Genomic DNA, 17,277 nt, shown 5'->3' with positions numbered 1-17,277 from the left:
GAACCGTATCACTGAAACGGTTCACTCCACCGGTTGCGCAGGCCGGACGGTTTACATGTATTGTGAGTAGGAAATAGCGGAAGGAGGGCCGCGGACGATGAGCATCGACGTGCACCAGCACCTGTGGACACCGGCGTTCATCGATGCCCTGCGCGCCCGTACGAGCCCGCCGTACCTCGACGGCTGGACGCTGATCCTCGACGGCGAGCCGCCGTACGAGGTGAACCCGGCCGACCACGAACGGCGCGACACGACCGGCCTGGAGCTGGCCCTGGTGTCGCTGTCGAGCCCGCTCGGCATCGAGTTCCTGCCGCCCGAGGACGCCTGGCCGCTGATCGACGCCTACCACGACGGCGCGCTCGCGCTGGGCGAGCCGTTCGGCGCGTGGGCCGCCACCTGCCACAGCGAGCTCGACCCCGGCCGCCTGGCCAAGGACCTCGACCGCGGCTTCGCCGGCCTGCAGATCCCGGCCACCGCCGTCCCCGACGACCGGCTGCTGGAAGTGCTGACCGCCAGAGACCTGCCGCTGTTCGTGCACCCAGGCCCGGCCGCGCCGGCTCCCGGCACGCCGCCGTGGTGGCCCGCGCTGGTGCCGTACGTCCAGCAGATGCACGCCGCGTGGCACCACTTCCACGCGGTCGTCCGGCCCCGGCACCCGCGGCTGCGGGTCTGCTTCGCGCTGCTCGCCGGCCTCGCGCCGCTGCACTCCGAGCGCCTGATCGCCAGGGGCGGCGGCGGGCGCGGCCAGGTCGACCGCGACTTCTTCGTGGAGACCTCCTCCTACGGCCCGCGCGCGATCGACGCGATCGTCCGCGAGCTCGGCATCGACGTCGTGGTCAACGGATCCGACGCCCCCTACGCCACCGCACCCGACCCCGGGCTCGGCGCGGCCGCCGGTCACGCCGTCCGGGTCGTCAACCCCCGTCGTCTGCTGAACAGAAAGGAGACTCGTACGTGAGCACTGACCAGATCCAGGACGGGGGCACCTGTGCCGGCCTCCCCGAGCGCACTCTCGACCGGCGTGAGTTGCGCGACCTGGTGAACGAGCTGGCCGCCCATCCGGAGGAGTGGCGCGACCAGGTGGACTTCCCCGCCGACGGCGGGCGCCACTACGCCTCCCTCTATCGCGACGCCTACGTGGACGTCTGGCTGCTGTGCTGGCGTCCCGAGGACGACACGGGCTGGCACGACCACGACACCTCCTCAGGGGCGGTGCACGTGGTGCAGGGCGCGCTCCTCGAATGCAACCCGCGCATCGGCGGCGAGCACCTGGAGACGGTGGTGACGGAGGGTCGGTCGTTCTCGTTCGGTCCCGACCACATCCACCGGCTGACCGGCGCGGTGGACCAGAGCGTGTCCATCCACGCGTACTCGCCGCCGCTGTGGCGGCTCGGCCAGTACTCCATCGACCGCACGGGCGTCATGCGCCGCGTCTCGGTCAGCTACGCCGACGAGCTGCGTCCCATCGACGAGCCCGCCGCCGCGCAGCCGGTGGGATCAGTGGCCTGAGGACGCGCGGGCCCGCGCGGCGGGCAGGAGCACGCAGCAGCTCGCGCAGGGTTCGACGTCGGGCAGGGTGATCCACAGACAGCAGGTCCTGCGGAAGTAGCCGTCGCCGGCGGGCTCGATGAGCCCGTCGAGCGGCGGCCCGATGCGGCGCAGCAGCTCCATGTAGTCGCCCGGCACGATCGAGGTCAGCGGGTGGGCGAACGCCTCGGCCGTCGAGCCCCACAGCGTGCGTTCCCCCACCTTGGCCAGCGCGCCGATCGCCGCGACCAGCGGGCGCTGCGACTCCTCCAGCGCCTCCCGGATGGCGCCTTCGCCGGTCTCCCACCGCACGCTCGTGGCGGCCAGCGTCACCCCGGCGTCCGACACCTTGACGTACGTCTCCCCGAACGGCATGACCGGCACCCGCCCGTCGAGCGCCCACCCGAGCGCCATGGGCAGCGCGTGCCAGTAGCCGTAGGTCTTCCAGAACAGCGCCGCGCCGACGTGGCGCGGGGCGTTCCAGCGCGCGGCGGTGTCGTCCACCAGCCGCGCCAGCGGCGTGTACGGCTCGCGCACCAGCTCGGTGACCGGGGTCCACGACTCGTCGGGCTCGATGACGAGCTCGGGCACCACCCCGAGCACCCCGCCGCGCTCGTCCGCCAGCCGACGAAGGGTGTCGGTCAGCACGCGAGGCCTTTCGTGGAAGTCATCGTGTCTCCAACGTAGCAGGGCGGCCGGCCAGCCAACCGGCCACGAGCTGCACCACCAGCACGCCGAGTCCGACGGTCAGCGGCACCGTCCAGCCGCCCGACACCTCCCGCAGGAAGCCGAACAGCAGCGGGCCCAGCGCCGCCACCACGTAGCCGACGGACTGGGCGACGGCCGACAGCGCGGTCACCGCCGCCGGGTCGGCGGGGCGCAGCGCGATGATCAGCAGGGCCAGCGCGAACGCGGCGCCCTGGCCGACGCCCAGCACGATCATCCACGCCCATGGCAGCGTCGTGGGGGCCAGCAGCACGCCCAGGTAGCCGAGCACGGTCAGCAGGCACGCGCCCACCACGTACGGGACCTGCGAGGCGCGCCGGCCCGCCAGCACGGGCACCGCGAGCGAGGTGCCGACCTGCACCAGGTTCGTCAGGCTGAGCAGGTATCCGGCCTGGTCGGCGGGCAGCCCGGCCTCCAGGAAGATCGTGGGCAGCCAGGCCAGCATCACGTAGAAGGTGAGGGACTGCAGGCCCATGAGGGCGGTGACGTACCAGGTGACGCGGCTGCGCAGGACGGCGCCGAAGGGGCGGGGGCCGTTGGCGGCCGCCTCCGGTCTGCGCAGCGCCTGCGGCAGCCAGAGCAGCGCCGCCAGCAGCGCGGGCACGGCCAGCAGCGCCGTGACGCCGCGCCAGGAGAACCCGGTGCCGTGCTCGATCGGGATCACCAGCGCGGAGGAGAGCGCGGCGCCGGCGACCACGCAGGAGACGTAGACGCCGGTCATGAGGTTGACCCGGTCGGGGAAGTGCTGCTTGACGACGCCGGGCATGGAGACGTTCATGACGGCGATGGCCGTCGCGGCCAGGGCGGAGCCGAGGTAGAGCAGCGGGGCGCCGCCGAGGCCGCGTACGGCGACGCCCGCCGCGATGACGAGCAGGCCGGCGAGCAGCGTGCGGTCGAGGCCGATCCGGCGCGCCAGCAGCGGCGTGACCGGCCCGAACACGCCCAGGCAGACCACCATGACCGTGGTGATGGCGCCGCCGCCCGCCGGGCTGAGACCCACGTCCCCCATGATCTCGTCGAGCAGCGGGGAGACGCCCGCGATGGCCGGGCGCAGGTTGAGCGCGGCCAGGGCGACCCCGGCCACGAGCAAGGCGGATCTCAGCGACATAGACGACCACTCTCGCATAAGCGCTTGACAACGTTGTCCGCCCCTCCCGAGTAGGAAATGATCCAGGCGTGAGACCGACGATGAAGGACGTCGCCTCGGCGGCCGGCGTGGCGCTCAAGACCGTCTCGCGGGTCGTGAACGGCGAGCCAGGCGTCCACCCGGCGACCGCGGAGCGGGTGCGGGCGGCCATCGAGCGGCTCGGCTACAGCCGCAACGAGAGCGCGCGCGTGCTGCGCAGGGGCAGGACCGCCACGATCGGGCTGGTCATCGAGGACGTGGCCGACCCGTTCTACTCGGGGCTGAGCAGGGCGGTGGAGGACGTCGTGATCGAGCACGGCTGCCTGCTGCTCAGCGGCTCGTCAGGCGAGGAGCCGGGCAGGGAGCGCGAGCTGGTCGAGACGTTCTGCGCGCGGCGGGTGGACGGGCTGATCGTGGTGCCGGCCGGTGACGACCACACCTACCTGCGACCCGAGCTGGAGGCGGGGACGCCGGTGGTGTTCGCCGACCGGCCGCCTGGCGCGGGGCTCGACGTGGACACCGTGCTGGCCGACAACGCGGGCGGGGCGCGGCAGGCCGTACGTCACCTGATGGCGCACGGGCACCGCAGGATCGCCTTCCTCGGTGACGACCCGGCCATCTTCACCGCCGCCGAGCGGCTGCGCGGCTACCGGGACGAGCTGGGCGAGCTGTACGACGAGCGGCTGGTGGCCATGCGGGCGCCGTCGGCCGAGGCGGTGCATGCGGATCTGGAGCGGATGTTCGCCCTGGACGAGCCCCCGACGGCGCTGTTCACCGGCAACGGCCGCTACACGGTGACGACGCTGCGGGCGCTGGAGCGGCGGCGGGTGGCGCTGGTCGGGTTCGACGACTTCGAGCTGGCCGACCTGCTCGACCCAGGGGTGACCGTGGTGGCGCAGGAGCCCGCCTGGATGGGGCGGGTGGCCGCCGAGCTGCTGTTCCGCCGCCTGGGCGGCGACACGGGCCACTCCGAGCACGTCGAGCTGCCGGTACGCCTGATCGTGCGCGGCTCGGGCGAGCTTCCCCCTTGAATCGGGGGGAGCTTCCCCCTCAAGGCGCCGGGACGGCGACGGGGACGGCCGGCGGGCGGAGCACGCGGACCAGCGCGAGCGCGACCAGCACCCCGGCCACCCCCGACGCGGCCATGGCGTACCCGGGGGCGACCACCTCGCCGAGGCCGCCGATCAGCGCCGCGCCGGCCGCCTGCCCGGTCATCAGCCCGGCCGACTGCAGCCCGAACGCCTGCCCGCGCGCCTCCTCCGGCACCGCGTCCACGAACCGCCGCTGCAGCCCGAGCTGGTACGACAGCCCCGCCGCCCCGAGCGCGGCGAGCAGCGCCGCCCACCCGATGCCGGGCTGAAGGGCGAAGGCGATCCACGGCACCGCGATCAGCACGGCGAGCGGGAACGACAGCCGCTCACGCAGGGCGGGCGCCGCGAACCGGCCGACGGCGAACTCCCCCGCCGCCATGCCGACGGCCGCCGCCGCGAGCACCATCCCGGCCTGCCCCTGCCCGCCGAGGTACGGCACCACCATGGCCTCCGCCCCCGCCATGCACACGCACGGCAGCCACCCGGCCAGCAGCAGTCCCCGTACCCGGCGATCGGCCAGCAGCCGCCGGTTGACCCGCAGCGTCTGGCGGACCGCGCCCGACTCACCGGCCTTGCGCGCCGGCGTGTACGGCAGCCCGTACCGCAGGACCAGGGCCGCCACGACGGACAGCCCGGCGGTGACGGCGAGCGCCCCGGAGGGCCCCGCGACGGCGAGGAACGTGCCGCCCGCGGCCAGCCCGACGACCTGCGCGCTCGCCGAGGCCACGTTGAGCAGCGAGCGCCCGAGCACGAACGCGTCGCCTGGCAGCACCTCGGGCAGCATCGCGGCCCGCGCCGCGAAGAACACCGGCGACAGCAGCCCGGACCCGACGACCAGCGCCAGCATCGCCCACACGGGCAGCCCGGCGTAGGCGAGCAGCAGGCAGGTGACGGCCCTGAGCAGCTCGCCGGCGATCATCAGGGCCCGCGCCGGCAGCCGGTCGGCCAGGGAGAGCAGGAAGAGCCCGCCGAAGATGTACGGCAGCCACCCCGCCATGTACGCCGCCGCCGACAGCCCGGCGGATCCCGTCCTGGCGTAGACGAGCACGGACAGGGCCAGCATCTTGATCGAGTCACCGGCGATCAGCAGCGCGAAGCTGCCGAACAGCACCCGGAACTCCTTGACGGCGAACACCTCGCCGAACGTCGCACCCTTCACGGTCACGATGCTGCGGCCCGCCCGAGCCCCGGGCGACTTCTTCGGATATAACCGAAAGGTGGTGGCGATCGCAGTGGGCCCGCAGGACGTGATGGCCAGCAGGTTCGCCATCTCGCCGCTGATCGAGACCATGCACGCGCAGTGGGTGCTGGCCGGACACTACCGGGCGGGCCCCCACCAGGCGTGGGTGGCGCGATGGCGGGAGACGTACCTGCGGCTGACGCGGGAGCTGCCCGCTCTCCGCGCGGCCGGCGCGATCACCGGCAACAAGGGCAGTGCGAACGTCGACTTCATCGCCCCGCCGCCGACGGCCGTGGACGTGCCGTTCGAGGCGGAGCTGGCCGCCGTGCGGGCCACGCCGGTGGCCCGGGCGCACGCGGACATCGAGCGGGTGCTGGCCGTGCGGCCCCCGGTGGCGCCCTGGGTCAGGGAGCTGCTGTTCGGGCCCGACGTGGTGGCGCTGGTCGCGCGGGCGTACGAGGCGCTGTGGTCGGAGATCCTGGTGCACGAGTGGCCGCGGCTGCGGGCGGTGCTCCAGCGGGACGTGGCCTACCGGGCGGGACGCCTCGCGGCGTACGGGTGGCAGGCGGCCCTTGAGGACCTGAGCCCGCAGCAGGTGCGCTGGCGGGGCGGGCGGATCGAGGTGAAGCTGCGCAGCATGCAAGGCGAGGAACGGCGGCTGGGCGGCAGGGGGCTGCTGTTCCTGCCGTCGGCGTTCATGGAGAGCGTGGGGGCGTACCTGGAGGAGGGCTGGCCGTACGCGCTGGTCTATCCGGCCAGGGGCATCGCCGCCGTTCCCGCCGCGCCCGACCGGCGGGTGGCGGCGCTGATCGGCCGCAGCAGGGCCCGCATCCTCGCCGAGCTGGCGGAGCCGGCGACGACCACGCAGCTCGCCGCGCTGCTCGGGCAGAGCGTCGGCACGGTCGGCGAGCACGTGGCGGCGCTGCGCGGCGCGGGCCTGATCGCGGGCACCCGCACCGGCCGCAGTGTGGTGTACGCGCGCACCCCGCTCGGCGACGCCCTGATCGGCGGCTAGCCTGTCCCCCGGGACGTGCAGGAAGCACGTGGCTATAGTGGTTGCGCATCAGTTCTGCAAATCTGTTCACCGAGGAGCGCGTGCATGAATGCCGCCGACGTCGCACCCGAGGCGCAGGCCAGATTTCCCCAGGAGCTGATGTACACCGCGGCCCAGCAGTACTACCTGGAGGACGCCACCCAGGGCGACATCGCCAAGCGGCTCGGCGTCAGCAGGGCCACCGTGAGCCGGCTGCTCACCGAGGCCCGCAGGCAGGGCATCGTCGAGATCAGGGTGCACCGCCCGGCCGCGCTGGCGGACGGCCCGCTGGCCGCCGAGGTGGCAGAGGCGCTCGGCCTCGACCGCGTCCACCTGGTGCCCAAGGCCAACGGCCCGGCCCTCGGCCCCTGGCTCGCGCCCGGCGTGGCCCGCGCGCTGGCCGGTGCCGGGCTGGTGTCGGGCGACGTCGTGCTGGTCTCCTCCGGCACCACCGTCTACGAGTGCGCCCGCGAGGACCTCGGCCGCCATCCCGGCGTGACCATCGCCCCCGCGGTGGGCGGCCAGGAGGAGCCGCAGCCCTGGTACCAGACCAACGAGACCACCCGCATCCTGGCCGAACGCGTCGGCGGCGTGCCCGCCTACCTCTACGCGCCCGCCCTGCCGGGCCCCGAGCTGTTCTACTCGCTGCAGCACGAGCCGTCGGTGCGCCGGGTGATGGACCTGTGGGGGCGGGCCAAGTGCGCGCTCGTCGGCGTCGGCTCCGCGCCGCTGATGCGGCAGATGGTGCCCTCGCTCATGCCCCGCGACGCCGACAGCCTGCGCCAGGCGGTGGGCGACGTGTGCATGCGGATCTACGACCGCGACGGGGCTCCGGTGACGTACCCGGGCAGCGAGCGGCTGGTCGCGGCCGAGCAGGAGGACCTGCGGCGCATCCCGCACACGATCGCGGTCGCGGTCGGAGCCGAGAAGGTGCTCTCGATCGTGGCCGGCGCCAGGGGCGGCTACTTCAACCAGCTCGTCACGGACACGCCCACGGCGGAAGGGCTCGTCGCCGCCGCCCACCAGCTCTGAACATCTTTGCTGGACAAAGTTTCTGACAGCGCGCTAACGTGAGCCGCACCACAGGCTGTGCGCTCCTGCGCGGGCGTCCCTGTCTCGGGGACGGCGTGCGTTCAGAAACCTGGCGTAAGTGAGGTAACAACCCGTGAACAGAGCTCAGATGCGGACCTCCGCGTTCGCCGCGGCGGCCGTGCTCGCCGCCTCCGTGCTGGCCGCCTGCGGCTCCGGCGCCGGCTCGACCGGCGGGGACACCGGGGGAGGCGGCGACCCGCAGAACGCCAAGGTCGCCTTCCTCATGCCCGACCTCGCGTCCACGCGCTACGAGCTGCAGGACAAGCCGCTGTTCGAGGCGAAGATGAAGCAGCTCTGCCCGACCTGCGAGGTCATCTACCAGAACGCCGACTCCGACGCCTCCAAGCAGCAGCAACAGGCCAACTCCGCGCTCGCGCAGGGCGTCAAGGCCATCGTGATCGACCCGGTCGACTCCGCCGCCGCGGCCACCATCGTCAAGTCGGCGCAGTCGCAGCAGGTGCCGATCATCGCCTACGACCGGCCCATCCCGGCCACCCCCGCCGACTACTACATCTCGTTCGACAACGAGAAGATCGGCCAGCTGATCGCGCAGTCCCTCGTCGACCACCTCAAGGAGGAGAAGGCCGAGGGCGGCATCCTCCAGGTCAACGGCTCCCCCACCGACGCGGCGGCCGGGCTGATCAAGAAGGGCATCCACAGCGCGGTCGACCCCAGCGGCTTCAAGCTGCTGGCCGAGTACGACACCCCCGACTGGCAGCCGGAGAAGGCCCAGACCTGGGTCAGCGGCCAGATCACCCAGTTCAAGGACCAGATCGTCGGCGTGGTCGCGGCCAACGACGGCACCGGCGGCGGCGCGATCGCCGCGTTCAAGGCCGCCGGCGTGAAGGTGCCGCCGGTCACCGGCAACGACGCCGAGATCGCCGCCGCCCAGCGCATCATCAACGGTGACCAGTACAACACGATCTCCAAGCCCATCAAGATCGTGGCCGAGGCGTCGGCGAACGTGGCCTGGGAGTTCATGCAGGGCAAGAAGCCCGCCGGCAAGACCACGCTGTACGACACGCCGTCCGAGCTGTTCGTCCCCACGGTCGTCACCAAGGAGAACGTCAAGGAGGTGCTGTTCGACAGCGGCATCATGAAGGCGTCCGAGGTGTGCACCGGCGAGTACGCCAAGGGCTGCGACGAGCTCGGAATCAAGTGATGAGCGTTCTGTCCCTCCGGGGGATCAGCAAGACGTTCGGCGCGGTCGCCGCGCTCACCGACATCGAGCTCGACGTGGACGCCGGCCAGGTCGTGGCGGTCGTCGGCGACAACGGCGCGGGCAAGTCCACGCTGGTCAAGATCCTGTCGGGGGTGCACCCGCCGGACGCGGGCACGATCACGTTCGAGGGCCGCGAGGTGCACATCCCCACCCCGGCCGCCGCGCACCGGCTCGGCATCGCCACGGTCTTCCAGGACCTCGCGCTGTGCGAGAACCTCAACGTCATCCAGAACCTCTTCCTCGGCCAGGAGATCCGCCCGCTGCGGCTCAACGACGTGGCCATGGAGACCCGCTCGTGGGAGCTGCTGCGCCAGCTCTCGGCCAAGATCCCGAGCGTGCGGGTGCCGGTCGCGGCCCTGTCGGGCGGCCAGCGGCAGACCGTCGCCATCGCGCGGTCGCTGCTCGGCGACCCCAAGGTGATCATCCTGGACGAGCCCACGGCCGCGCTCGGCGTGGCCCAGACCGCCGAGGTGCTCAACCTGGTCGAGCGGCTGCGCGAGAACGGCCTCGGCGTCATCATGATCAGCCACAACATGGCCGACGTGAAGGCCGTCGCCGACACCGTCGCGGTGCTGCGGCTCGGCCGCAACAACGGCGTGTTCGCCGTGGACGAGGTCACCACCGAGGACATCATCTCGGCCATCACCGGCGCCACCGACAACGCGGTGTCCCGCCGGGCCCAGCGCGGCCAGGGAGCACAAGGAGGACAGGTGTCATGACCGCCGTGACCACCGACCGCCAGGACGAGCGGCTGCGGCAGAGCGAGGGCCTGCGGGGCGCGCTCTCCGACGTGGTGGAGCGGGCCCGCGGCGGCGACCTCGGCGTCATCCCCGTCGTGGTGGGCCTGATCGTCATCTGGTCGGTCTTCCAGGCGCTCAACCCGATCTTCCTGTCCAGCGCGAACCTGGTGAACCTCACGCTGGAGTCGGCCGCCGTCGGCGTCATCGCGCTCGGCATCGTGTGCGTGCTGCTCGTCGGCCAGATCGACCTGTCCGTCGGCTCGGTCAGCGGCCTGTCGGGCGCGGTGCTCGCGGTGCTCTTCGTCGGCCAGGGCCTGCCCGTGTGGGTGGCGATCGCCGCGTCGGTGCTCATGGGCGCGGTCATCGGCTGGGTGTACGGGCAGCTGTTCAACCGGTTCGGGGTGCCCAGCTTCGTCATCACGCTGGCCGGGCTGCTCGCCTTCCTCGGCTTCCAGCTCTACGTGCTGGGCACCAAGGGGTCGATCAACCTGCCGTTCGACTCGGGCCTGGTGAACTTCGCGCAGCTCGACTTCGTGCCCGCGTGGCTCTCGTACACGTTCGCGGTGATCGCGGCCGGCTGGTTGTTCGCCGGCGGCTACCTGCACGCCAGGCAGCGGCGCAAGGCCGGGCTGTCGGCCCGCAGCACGACGACGCTGGTCGTGCGGAGCGTGGCGCTGCTCGCGGTGCTCGCGTTCGTGGTCTGGTACCTCGGGCAGACGCGCGGCGTGGGCTGGATGTTCGTCTTCTTCGTGGCTCTGGTGCTGATCATGCACTACCTGCTGTCACGGACGAAGTGGGGCAGATCCGTGTACGCCGTCGGCGGCAACGTCGAGGCCGCGCGCCGGGCCGGCATCAACGTCCGGGCCGTCTACACCTCGGTGTTCGTGCTCTGCTCGACGTTCGCCGCGGTCGGCGGCATCCTCGCCGCGGCCAGGCTGGCGGCGGCCAACCAGAGCAGCGGCGCGGGCGACGTCAACCTCAACGCGATCGCCGCGGCGGTGATCGGCGGCACCAGCCTGTTCGGCGGGCGCGGCACCGCGTTCGGCGCGCTGCTCGGCATCATCGTCATCCAGTCCATCTCCAGCGGCCTGACGCTGCTCAACCTCGACTCCTCGATCCGGTTCGTGGTGACCGGCGCGGTGCTGCTGCTCGCCGTGATCGTCGACTCGGTCTCGCGCCGGTCCAGGACCTCGCACGGCAGGGCATGATGGCGATCATCTGCGTGGACGCCGGCACCACGGTCATCAAGGCCGTCGGGTACGACGACGCCGGCGCCGAGGCGGCCGTGGCCCGCCGCGCGACCGTGGTCACCAGGCCCGCGCCCGGCCACACCGAGCAGGACATGCACGCCGTCTGGGACGCGGTGGCCGAGACCGTGCGCGAGGTCGCCGCCCAGACGGGTGGGGCCGAGTTCGTCGCGGTCACCGCCCAGGGCGACGGCTGCTGGCTGGTCGACGCCGCGGCCGAGCCCACCGGCCCCGCCATCCTATGGAACGACGCCAGGGCCGCCACCACCGTGGCCGCCTGGACGCGCGACGGCCTGGCCGAGACCGCGTTCCGCCGCAACGGCTCGTCGGCCGCGTCCGGGCTGCCGCACGCCATCCTCACCTGGCTGCGCGCCCACGACCCCGATCGCCTCGGCCGCTCCAGCGCCATGCTGACCTGCGGCGGCTGGATCTTCTCCCGGATGACCGGGGAGATCGCCGCCGACGAGTCCGACGCCTCGGCGCCGTTCATGGACCTGCGGGAACGGGCGTACTCGCCCGAGCTGCTGCGCCTGTTCGGCCTGGAGTGGGCCGAGCGGCTGCTGCCGCCGATCAGGCCGACGCCGGTCGCCGGGCTCACCGCGCGGGCCGCCGAGACGCTGGGGCTCGCGCCGGGCACGCCGGTGGTCATGGCCCCGTACGACATCGCCGCCACGGCACTCGGCTCCGGCGCGGTCCGCCCAGGGCAGGCGTGCGGCATCCTCGGCACCACGCTGTGCACCGAGGTCATCGCCGCCGCGCCCGACCTCGACGGCCCGCCGACCGGCATCACGATCGCCCTGCCCGGCGGCTACCTGCGGGCCTTCCCCACGTTCGCGGGCACCGAGGTGGTGCAGTGGACGTGCCGCCTGCTGGGGCTGTCGGCCCCCGACGAGCTGGGCGAGCTGGCCATGACGAGCGAGCCGGGCGCGGGCGGGCTGGCGTTCCTGCCGTACCTGTCGCCGGCCGGTGAGCGGGCGCCGTTCTCCGACCCGCTGGCCAGGGGCGCGCTGCTCGGCATGTCGTTCGAGCACGGCAGGGGCCACGTCGCGCGGGCCGTGCTCGAGGGGCTGACCATGGTGATCCGCGACTGCCTGGCGGCGACCGGGGCGGCGCCGACCGAGCTGCGGGTGTGCGGCGGCGGCGCGAACAGCGCGGTCTGGCTGCAGCTCATCGCCGACGTCACCGGGCTGCCGGTGCGCCGCTCCACCGACACCGAGGTGGGCGCGCGCGGGGCGGCGCTGGTGGGGATGGCGGCCACGGGCGGGGCGCCGTCGGTCGCCGAGGCGGCAACGCAGCACGTACGGCTGCGCCAGGCCGTCGAGCCCGGCCCCGGCCGCAGGGCACTCTACGACGACCTCTTCGCCGCCTTCCTGACCCTGCGCGGCGGCACCGCCGAGAACTGGCCGCTGCTCGCCGAGCTGAGGGACCGTACATGAGCGTGTGGATCGGCATCGACCTCGGAACCCAGAGCGTGCGCGCGCTGGCCGTGGCGGGCGACGGCCGGGTGCTCGGCACCGGCAGCCGCCCGCTGACCAGCCACCGCGACGGGCCGCGGCACGAGCAGGACCCCGAGCAGTGGTGGCGGGAGCTGGCCGCGGCCACCCGCGAGGCGCTGCGCGGCGTGCCCGCCGGTGAGCGGGTCGAGGGCGTCGCCGTGGACGCCACCTCTGGAACGATCCTGCTGACCGACGCCGAGGGCCGCGCCGTGACGCCCGCCCTCATGTACGACGACCGCCGCGCCGACGCCACCCGCGCCAACGAGGCGGGCGCCGCGGTGTGGGAACGGCTCGGCTACCGCCGCATGCAGCCGAACTGGGCCCTGCCGAAGCTGCTGTGGCTGCTGCGCGACGCCCCTCCAGGCGCCCGCGCCGCCCACCAGAGCGACTTCGTCAACCGCCGCCTGGTCGGCCACGAGGTGGCCACCGACCTGAGCAACGCGCTCAAGACCGGCGTGGACCTGATCGACGAGCGCTGGCCTTCCGACGTGTTCGACGCGCTGGGCGTGCCCGAGGGCATGCTGCCCGCCGTCGTACGCCCCGGCGTCCGGCTCGGCACGGTGTGCGCGGCGGCGGCGGAGGAGACCGGCCTGCCCGAGGGCACCCCGGTGATCGCCGGCACCACCGACGGCTGCGCCGCCCAGCTCGGCGCGGGCGCCCGGCAGCCGGGCAGCTGGAACTCGGTGATCGGCACGACGCTGGTGCTCAAGGGCGTCACCAAGGAGCTGATCCACGACCCGCTCGGCGTGGTCTACTCCCACCGCGCGCCCGACGGCTCCTGGCTGCCCGGCGGCGCCTCAAGCACGGGCGCCGGCGTGCTCTCCCGCGACCTGCCGGGCGCCGACCTCGACGCGCTCAGCCGGCGGGCCGCCGAGCGGTACGGCCGCCGCCTGCCGCCGGTCGTCACGTATCCGCTGGTGTCGCGGGGCGAGCGGTTCCCGTTCGCGGCGCCCGCCGCCGAGGGCTTCACGCTCGGGGAGCCGGCCGACGACGTCGAGCGCTACGCCGCCATCCTGCTCGGCGCGGCCTTCGTCGAGCGGCTCTGCTTCGACTACCTCGACCTGCTCGGCGCGCCCGTGGACGGGGAGATCATCCTGACCGGCGGCGCCACCAGGAGCGCCTACTGGACACGACTGCGCGCCGACGTGCTGGAACGCCCGGTGACGCTGCGCGAGAACGCCGAGCCCGCCCTGGGCATGGCCGTCCTGGCGGGCGGCGACCCGGCCGCCATGATCAGGACGAGCGCCGTCGTCGAGCCGTCGGACGCCGGCGTGCGCGGGCCGTACCTGCGGTTCGTGGCCGAGCTCGAACAACGCGGCTGGCTCGACGGCCGGGCCGCCGCACACGCCCGTGAGAGGACCACCCGATGACCGACCTCGTTCTCGTCCGCCACGGCGAGACCGTCTGGCACGCCGAGAACCGCTACGCCGGGATCAGCGACGTCGAGCTGACCCCACGCGGCCGCGAACAGGCCGCCGAGCTGGCGTCCTGGGCGGCGGGAGCGGGACTCACCGCCGTGTGGGCGTCCACGCTGAGCCGGGCCAGGATCACCGCCCAGGCCGCCGCCGACCAGGCCGGACTGCCCGTGCGGACCGACGAGCGGCTGCGCGAGCTGGACTTCGGTCAGGGCGAAGGGCTCACCTCGGCCGAGATGAAGGCCCGCTTCCCCGAGGCCAGGGCCGCGTTCGAGGCCGACCCGGCCGGGAACCCGCTGCCGAGTGGCGAGGACCCGTACGAGGCCGCGGGCCGGTTCACCGCCGCGCTCGACGACATCGCCGCCGCGCACTCCGGAGGCCGAGTGCTGGTGGTCGCGCACACGACCGCCATCAGGCTCGCCTTGTGCGGGCTGCTGGGAGTGCCGCTCGGCGAGTACCGGCGGTTGTTCCCCCGGCTCGACAACTGCGCACTGACCGAGCTGCGCCTGTGCGACGCCCGTACGGGACGGGTGGCGATGCTGCAGTACAACTCCCCGATTGGAGCCGTTCGTTGACACTCAAAGTCCTTGCCGCAGGCGACCACTTCGTCAGGAACAGCCTGCTCATCGACGCGCTGAAGAGCGCGGTGCCCGGTGAGCTGGACGTCCGCGAGCTGACGCTGCCCTGGCCGGTCGAGCCGTTCGGCCGGGTGGGCGAGGTGGACGAGGCGTCCGACGTGGAGGACGAGCTGATCGAGGCGCTGCGCGGGGTGGAGGTGTGCGTCACCCAGATGGCGCCGCTGACCAAGCGGGTCCTGGACGCCTCGCCGGAGCTGCGGCTGTTCTGCGTGAGCAGGGGAGGTCCGGTCAACGCCAACCTGGAGGCGGCGTCCGAGGCCGGGGTGAAGGTGACGTTCGCGCCGGGCCGCAACGCGGTGGCCACCGCCGAGCACACGCTCGCCATGCTGCTCGCCGCCACCCGGCGCATCCCGCAGACCCACGCTGAGCTGGCCGCCGGGGTGTGGCGGGGCGACTACTACACCTACGACCGGGTCGGGCCCGAGCTGGAGGGCAACACGGTCGGCCTGGTCGGCTACGGCGCGATCGGCAGCAGGGTGGCCCGCATGCTCGAAGGGTTCGGCGCGACCGTGCTCGTCCACGACCCCTACGTGGACGTGCCCGGCAACGTCGGCCTGCCCGAGCTGCTCGAACGCTCGCTGTTCGTCTCCCTGCACGCCCGCGCCACCCCCGAGACCACCGGGATGATCGGCAAGGCCGAGATCGCCGCCATGCCGGCCGGCTCGGTGCTCGTCAACTGCGCGAGGGGCGCGCTGCTCGACTACGACGCGCTGTGCGACGCGCTCGACTCCGGCCACCTGTTCGGCGCCGCGTGCGACGTCTTCCCCGACGAGCCGATCCCGCCGGGCTCACGCCTGCTCACGACGCCGAACCTGGTGATGACCCCGCACCTGGCCGGGGCCAGCAAGGAGACGGCGATGAAGGCGGCCGCGATCGTGGCCGCCGACGTGGCCCGCTACGTACGCGGCGAGCCCGTCGCCCACCTCGCCAACCCGAGCTAACCCTTGAGTGCGCCCGCCATGAGCCCGCGCATGAAGAACCGGCCGAGCAGCACGTAGATCAGCATCGTCGGGATCGACGCCAGGATGGCGGCGGCCATCTGCTGGCTGTACGGGGTGGCCTGCGCGCCCGCGATGTTGTTCAGCATCACGGTCGTGGGCCAGCTCGTCGGCCCGGTGAGGAACACCGCGAACAGGAAGTCGTTCCACATCGAGGTGAACTGCCAGATGATCACCACGGCGATCGCGGGCCCCGACACCGGCAGGATGACCGACCAGTACGCCCGCAGCATGCCGGCCCCGTCCACCCGTGACGCCTCGATCAGCTCGTCGGGGATCGTCACGTAGTAGTTGCGGAAGATCAGCGTGCAGATCGGGATGCCGTACACGACGTGCGCCAGCACCAGGCCGGGGATGCCGCCGTAGAAGACGCCCTGGAGCCCGGTGAGGTCGTTGAGCCCGACGAGGAGCTGCACGAGCGGGATCATCACGCCCTGGTACGGGATGAACATGCCGAACAGGAACAGCGTGAACAGCACGTCGGCCCCGGGGAAGCGCCATTTGGACAGCACGTAGCCGTTCATGGAGCCGAGCGCGCACGACAGCAGCGATCCTGGCACCGCGAGCAGCACGCTGTTCCACAGGCCGGGGGCCAGCTTCTCCCAGGCCACCCGCCATGCCTCGGTCGTCCACGTCTGCGGCAGGTTCCACGCCTGCCCGGGGTCGGCCTCGGTGAGCGGCTTGAAGCTGGTGACCAGCAGGACGTAGATCGGGATGAGGAAGATCAGGACGAACAGGATCAGCACGACGAGCCGCGCGTACTGGAAGCCCGTCGCCCTGCGCCCGGCCACCGCCGTCATGAACGGCCCCCCTTACGCACCGACCAGATCAGGTACGGGATCACGAAGATCGCCACGCTGAGCACGATGTAGGACGCGATCGTGGCCCCCTTGGCCGGGTCGTGCGAGTCGAAGACCGCGACCCACATGAACACCGCGGGCACGTCCGTGATGATCTGCTTGCCGGACACCGCCACGATCAGGTCGAAGACCTTGAGCGAGATGTGCCCGAGGATGATCAGCGCCGAGAGCGTGACCGGCCTGAGCATGGGCAGCACCACGTGCCGGTAGACGCCCCACTCGTTGCAGCCGTCCACGCGGGCGGCCTCGCGCAGCTCCTCGGGGACGCCGCGGAACCCGGCCAGGAAAAGCGCCATGATATATCCGGACATCTGCCAGATCGCTGGCAGCGCCATCGCGGCCATCCCCCAGTCGGGGTCACGGAACCACTGCCACTGCGGCAGCCCGATCCAGTCGAACAGCCGGTTCAGACCGACCGCCCGCTCCCCCGTCCCGGAGTTCATCAGCCACCGCCACACGATGCCGGTCGCGACGAACGAGATCGCCATCGGGAACAGGTAGATCGCGCGGAACGTGCCCTCGCCCCTGATCCCCTTCTCCATCAGGAACGCCAGGAGCCAGCCGAGCAGCAGCGCCCCCAGCACGAAGACGATCGTGAAGACGATCGCGTGGTTCACGGAAAGGTGCCAGCGGGGCTGGTCCCAGATGTCCACGAAGTTCTGCAGCCCCACGAACTTCCCCTCGGACACCTCATCGTGCTTGTCGGTCATCGCCAGGCGGAAGTTCCAGCCCAGCATGCCGTACACGAAGACGCCGATCAGGATGATCGACGGTGTCACGAGGAGGAGCCCGGGCAGCCACGAGCGTGCCCGCCTCACAAGAATGACCTCCCACGGGTGCGGCGGGCCCGCGATCCGGGCCCGCCGCACCGTGCCGTTGTCGAGCG

The 17,277-nt window shown here is 72.7% G+C and carries 17 protein-coding genes; 12 read left to right on the top strand and 5 right to left on the bottom strand.

Annotated features, from left to right (window positions below):
• The first annotated feature begins 97 nt into the window (after window positions 1-97).
• The gene (locus AB0K28_RS15635; RefSeq protein ID WP_345389058.1) at window positions 98-958 is read left to right on the top strand and encodes an amidohydrolase; all 861 of its coding nucleotides are present in this window, start codon (window positions 98-100) and stop codon (window positions 956-958) included.
• Entirely contained in the window at window positions 955-1,509 is a 555-nt protein-coding gene (locus AB0K28_RS15630; protein ID WP_345389060.1) for a cysteine dioxygenase family protein, read from the top strand. Before AB0K28_RS15635 ends, AB0K28_RS15630 begins: the two co-directional genes overlap by 4 nt.
• Here the strand turns inward: AB0K28_RS15630 and AB0K28_RS15625 are convergent.
• Both AB0K28_RS15625 and AB0K28_RS15620 read right to left on the bottom strand, forming a co-directional pair.
• On the bottom strand, window positions 1,498-2,175 hold the full coding sequence (locus tag AB0K28_RS15625; RefSeq protein WP_364369850.1) for a (2Fe-2S)-binding protein: 678 nt from the start codon (window positions 2,173-2,175) through the stop codon (window positions 1,498-1,500). The two genes, AB0K28_RS15630 and AB0K28_RS15625, sit on opposite strands and share 12 nt — an antisense overlap.
• A 19-nt stretch (window positions 2,176-2,194) precedes the next feature.
• A complete protein-coding gene (locus AB0K28_RS15620) occupies window positions 2,195-3,361 on the bottom strand; it encodes an MFS transporter (RefSeq protein ID WP_364369847.1) in 1,167 nt (388 codons plus the stop codon).
• Window positions 3,362-3,441: 80 nt separating this feature from the next.
• Here AB0K28_RS15620 and AB0K28_RS15615 point away from each other — a divergent pair, with 80 nt between their 5' ends.
• On the top strand, window positions 3,442-4,410 hold the full coding sequence (locus AB0K28_RS15615; RefSeq protein ID WP_345409367.1) for a LacI family DNA-binding transcriptional regulator: 969 nt from the start codon (window positions 3,442-3,444) through the stop codon (window positions 4,408-4,410).
• Between the two features lie 19 nt (window positions 4,411-4,429).
• On the opposite strand, the gene AB0K28_RS15610 is transcribed toward AB0K28_RS15615, so the two are convergent.
• Window positions 4,430-5,629: an MFS transporter gene (locus AB0K28_RS15610; protein ID WP_364369844.1), complete on the bottom strand. Its 1,200-nt coding sequence runs from the start codon at window positions 5,627-5,629 to the stop codon at window positions 4,430-4,432.
• A 58-nt stretch (window positions 5,630-5,687) separates the two neighbouring features.
• On the opposite strand from AB0K28_RS15610, the gene AB0K28_RS15605 reads away from it, so the two are divergent.
• The 9 genes from AB0K28_RS15605 to AB0K28_RS15565 all read left to right on the top strand — a co-directional run bounded on the left by AB0K28_RS15605 (window position 5,688) and on the right by AB0K28_RS15565 (window position 15,474).
• Window positions 5,688-6,665 carry a DUF5937 family protein gene (locus AB0K28_RS15605; RefSeq protein WP_364369841.1) on the top strand — a complete coding sequence of 326 codons (978 nt, stop codon included), beginning with the start codon at window positions 5,688-5,690 and terminating at the stop codon, window positions 6,663-6,665.
• Between the two features lie 84 nt (window positions 6,666-6,749).
• Window positions 6,750-7,715, top strand: a complete 966-nt coding sequence (locus AB0K28_RS15600) for a sugar-binding domain-containing protein (RefSeq protein WP_345389074.1) — start codon at window positions 6,750-6,752, stop codon at window positions 7,713-7,715.
• Between the two features lie 133 nt (window positions 7,716-7,848).
• On the top strand, window positions 7,849-8,937 hold the full coding sequence (locus AB0K28_RS15595) for a sugar ABC transporter substrate-binding protein (RefSeq protein WP_364369838.1): 1,089 nt from the start codon (window positions 7,849-7,851) through the stop codon (window positions 8,935-8,937).
• The gene (locus tag AB0K28_RS15590) at window positions 8,937-9,716 is read left to right on the top strand and encodes an ATP-binding cassette domain-containing protein (RefSeq protein WP_364369835.1); all 780 of its coding nucleotides are present in this window, start codon (window positions 8,937-8,939) and stop codon (window positions 9,714-9,716) included. The genes AB0K28_RS15595 and AB0K28_RS15590 overlap by 1 nt, the downstream gene beginning before the upstream one ends.
• Complete coding sequence (locus AB0K28_RS15585) at window positions 9,713-10,945, top strand: sugar ABC transporter permease (RefSeq protein WP_345389078.1); 1,233 nt, start codon at window positions 9,713-9,715, stop codon at window positions 10,943-10,945. The genes AB0K28_RS15590 and AB0K28_RS15585 overlap by 4 nt, the downstream gene beginning before the upstream one ends.
• On the top strand, window positions 10,942-12,420 hold the full coding sequence (locus AB0K28_RS15580; RefSeq protein WP_364369832.1) for an FGGY-family carbohydrate kinase: 1,479 nt from the start codon (window positions 10,942-10,944) through the stop codon (window positions 12,418-12,420). The genes AB0K28_RS15585 and AB0K28_RS15580 overlap by 4 nt, the downstream gene beginning before the upstream one ends.
• A complete protein-coding gene (locus AB0K28_RS15575) occupies window positions 12,417-13,850 on the top strand; it encodes an FGGY family carbohydrate kinase (RefSeq protein WP_364369829.1) in 1,434 nt (477 codons plus the stop codon). Before AB0K28_RS15580 ends, AB0K28_RS15575 begins: the two co-directional genes overlap by 4 nt.
• Window positions 13,847-14,470 (top strand): histidine phosphatase family protein, encoded by a 624-nt coding sequence (locus AB0K28_RS15570; protein ID WP_364369826.1) that lies wholly within the window; start codon window positions 13,847-13,849, stop codon window positions 14,468-14,470. Before AB0K28_RS15575 ends, AB0K28_RS15570 begins: the two co-directional genes overlap by 4 nt.
• Complete coding sequence (locus tag AB0K28_RS15565) at window positions 14,467-15,474, top strand: 2-hydroxyacid dehydrogenase (RefSeq protein ID WP_364369823.1); 1,008 nt, start codon at window positions 14,467-14,469, stop codon at window positions 15,472-15,474. Before AB0K28_RS15570 ends, AB0K28_RS15565 begins: the two co-directional genes overlap by 4 nt.
• Here the strand turns inward: AB0K28_RS15565 and AB0K28_RS15560 are convergent.
• Entirely contained in the window at window positions 15,471-16,331 is an 861-nt protein-coding gene (locus AB0K28_RS15560) for a carbohydrate ABC transporter permease (protein WP_364369820.1), read from the bottom strand. The two genes, AB0K28_RS15565 and AB0K28_RS15560, sit on opposite strands and share 4 nt — an antisense overlap.
• Window positions 16,328-17,209 (bottom strand): sugar ABC transporter permease, encoded by an 882-nt coding sequence (locus AB0K28_RS15555; protein ID WP_364369817.1) that lies wholly within the window; start codon window positions 17,207-17,209, stop codon window positions 16,328-16,330. The genes AB0K28_RS15560 and AB0K28_RS15555 overlap by 4 nt, the downstream gene beginning before the upstream one ends.
• Window positions 17,210-17,277 lie beyond the last annotated feature (68 nt).

This window comes from Nonomuraea sp. NPDC049504 (assembly GCF_040676845.1).
GTDB classification, from domain to species: domain Bacteria; phylum Actinomycetota; class Actinomycetes; order Streptosporangiales; family Streptosporangiaceae; genus Nonomuraea; species Nonomuraea salmonea.
Note: the sequence above shows the minus strand (reverse complement) of the source record. Positions and strands in the feature narration are given on the sequence as shown.

What these genes read in the sequence shown, in the direction of transcription:
- AB0K28_RS15635 (WP_345389058.1), top strand. Translation starts at nt 98, where the DNA reads ATGAGCATCGACGTGCACCAGCACCTGTGGACACCGGCGTTCATCGAT.
- AB0K28_RS15620 (WP_364369847.1), bottom strand. Translation starts at nt 3,361, where the DNA reads ATGTCGCTGAGATCCGCCTTGCTCGTGGCCGGGGTCGCCCTGGCCGCG.
- AB0K28_RS15615 (WP_345409367.1), top strand. Translation starts at nt 3,442, where the DNA reads ATGAAGGACGTCGCCTCGGCGGCCGGCGTGGCGCTCAAGACCGTCTCG.
- AB0K28_RS15600 (WP_345389074.1), top strand. Translation starts at nt 6,750, where the DNA reads ATGAATGCCGCCGACGTCGCACCCGAGGCGCAGGCCAGATTTCCCCAG.
- AB0K28_RS15590 (WP_364369835.1), top strand. Translation starts at nt 8,937, where the DNA reads ATGAGCGTTCTGTCCCTCCGGGGGATCAGCAAGACGTTCGGCGCGGTC.
- AB0K28_RS15585 (WP_345389078.1), top strand. Translation starts at nt 9,713, where the DNA reads ATGACCGCCGTGACCACCGACCGCCAGGACGAGCGGCTGCGGCAGAGC.
- AB0K28_RS15580 (WP_364369832.1), top strand. Translation starts at nt 10,942, where the DNA reads ATGATGGCGATCATCTGCGTGGACGCCGGCACCACGGTCATCAAGGCC.
- AB0K28_RS15575 (WP_364369829.1), top strand. Translation starts at nt 12,417, where the DNA reads ATGAGCGTGTGGATCGGCATCGACCTCGGAACCCAGAGCGTGCGCGCG.
- AB0K28_RS15570 (WP_364369826.1), top strand. Translation starts at nt 13,847, where the DNA reads ATGACCGACCTCGTTCTCGTCCGCCACGGCGAGACCGTCTGGCACGCC.
- AB0K28_RS15560 (WP_364369820.1), bottom strand. Translation starts at nt 16,331, where the DNA reads ATGACGGCGGTGGCCGGGCGCAGGGCGACGGGCTTCCAGTACGCGCGG.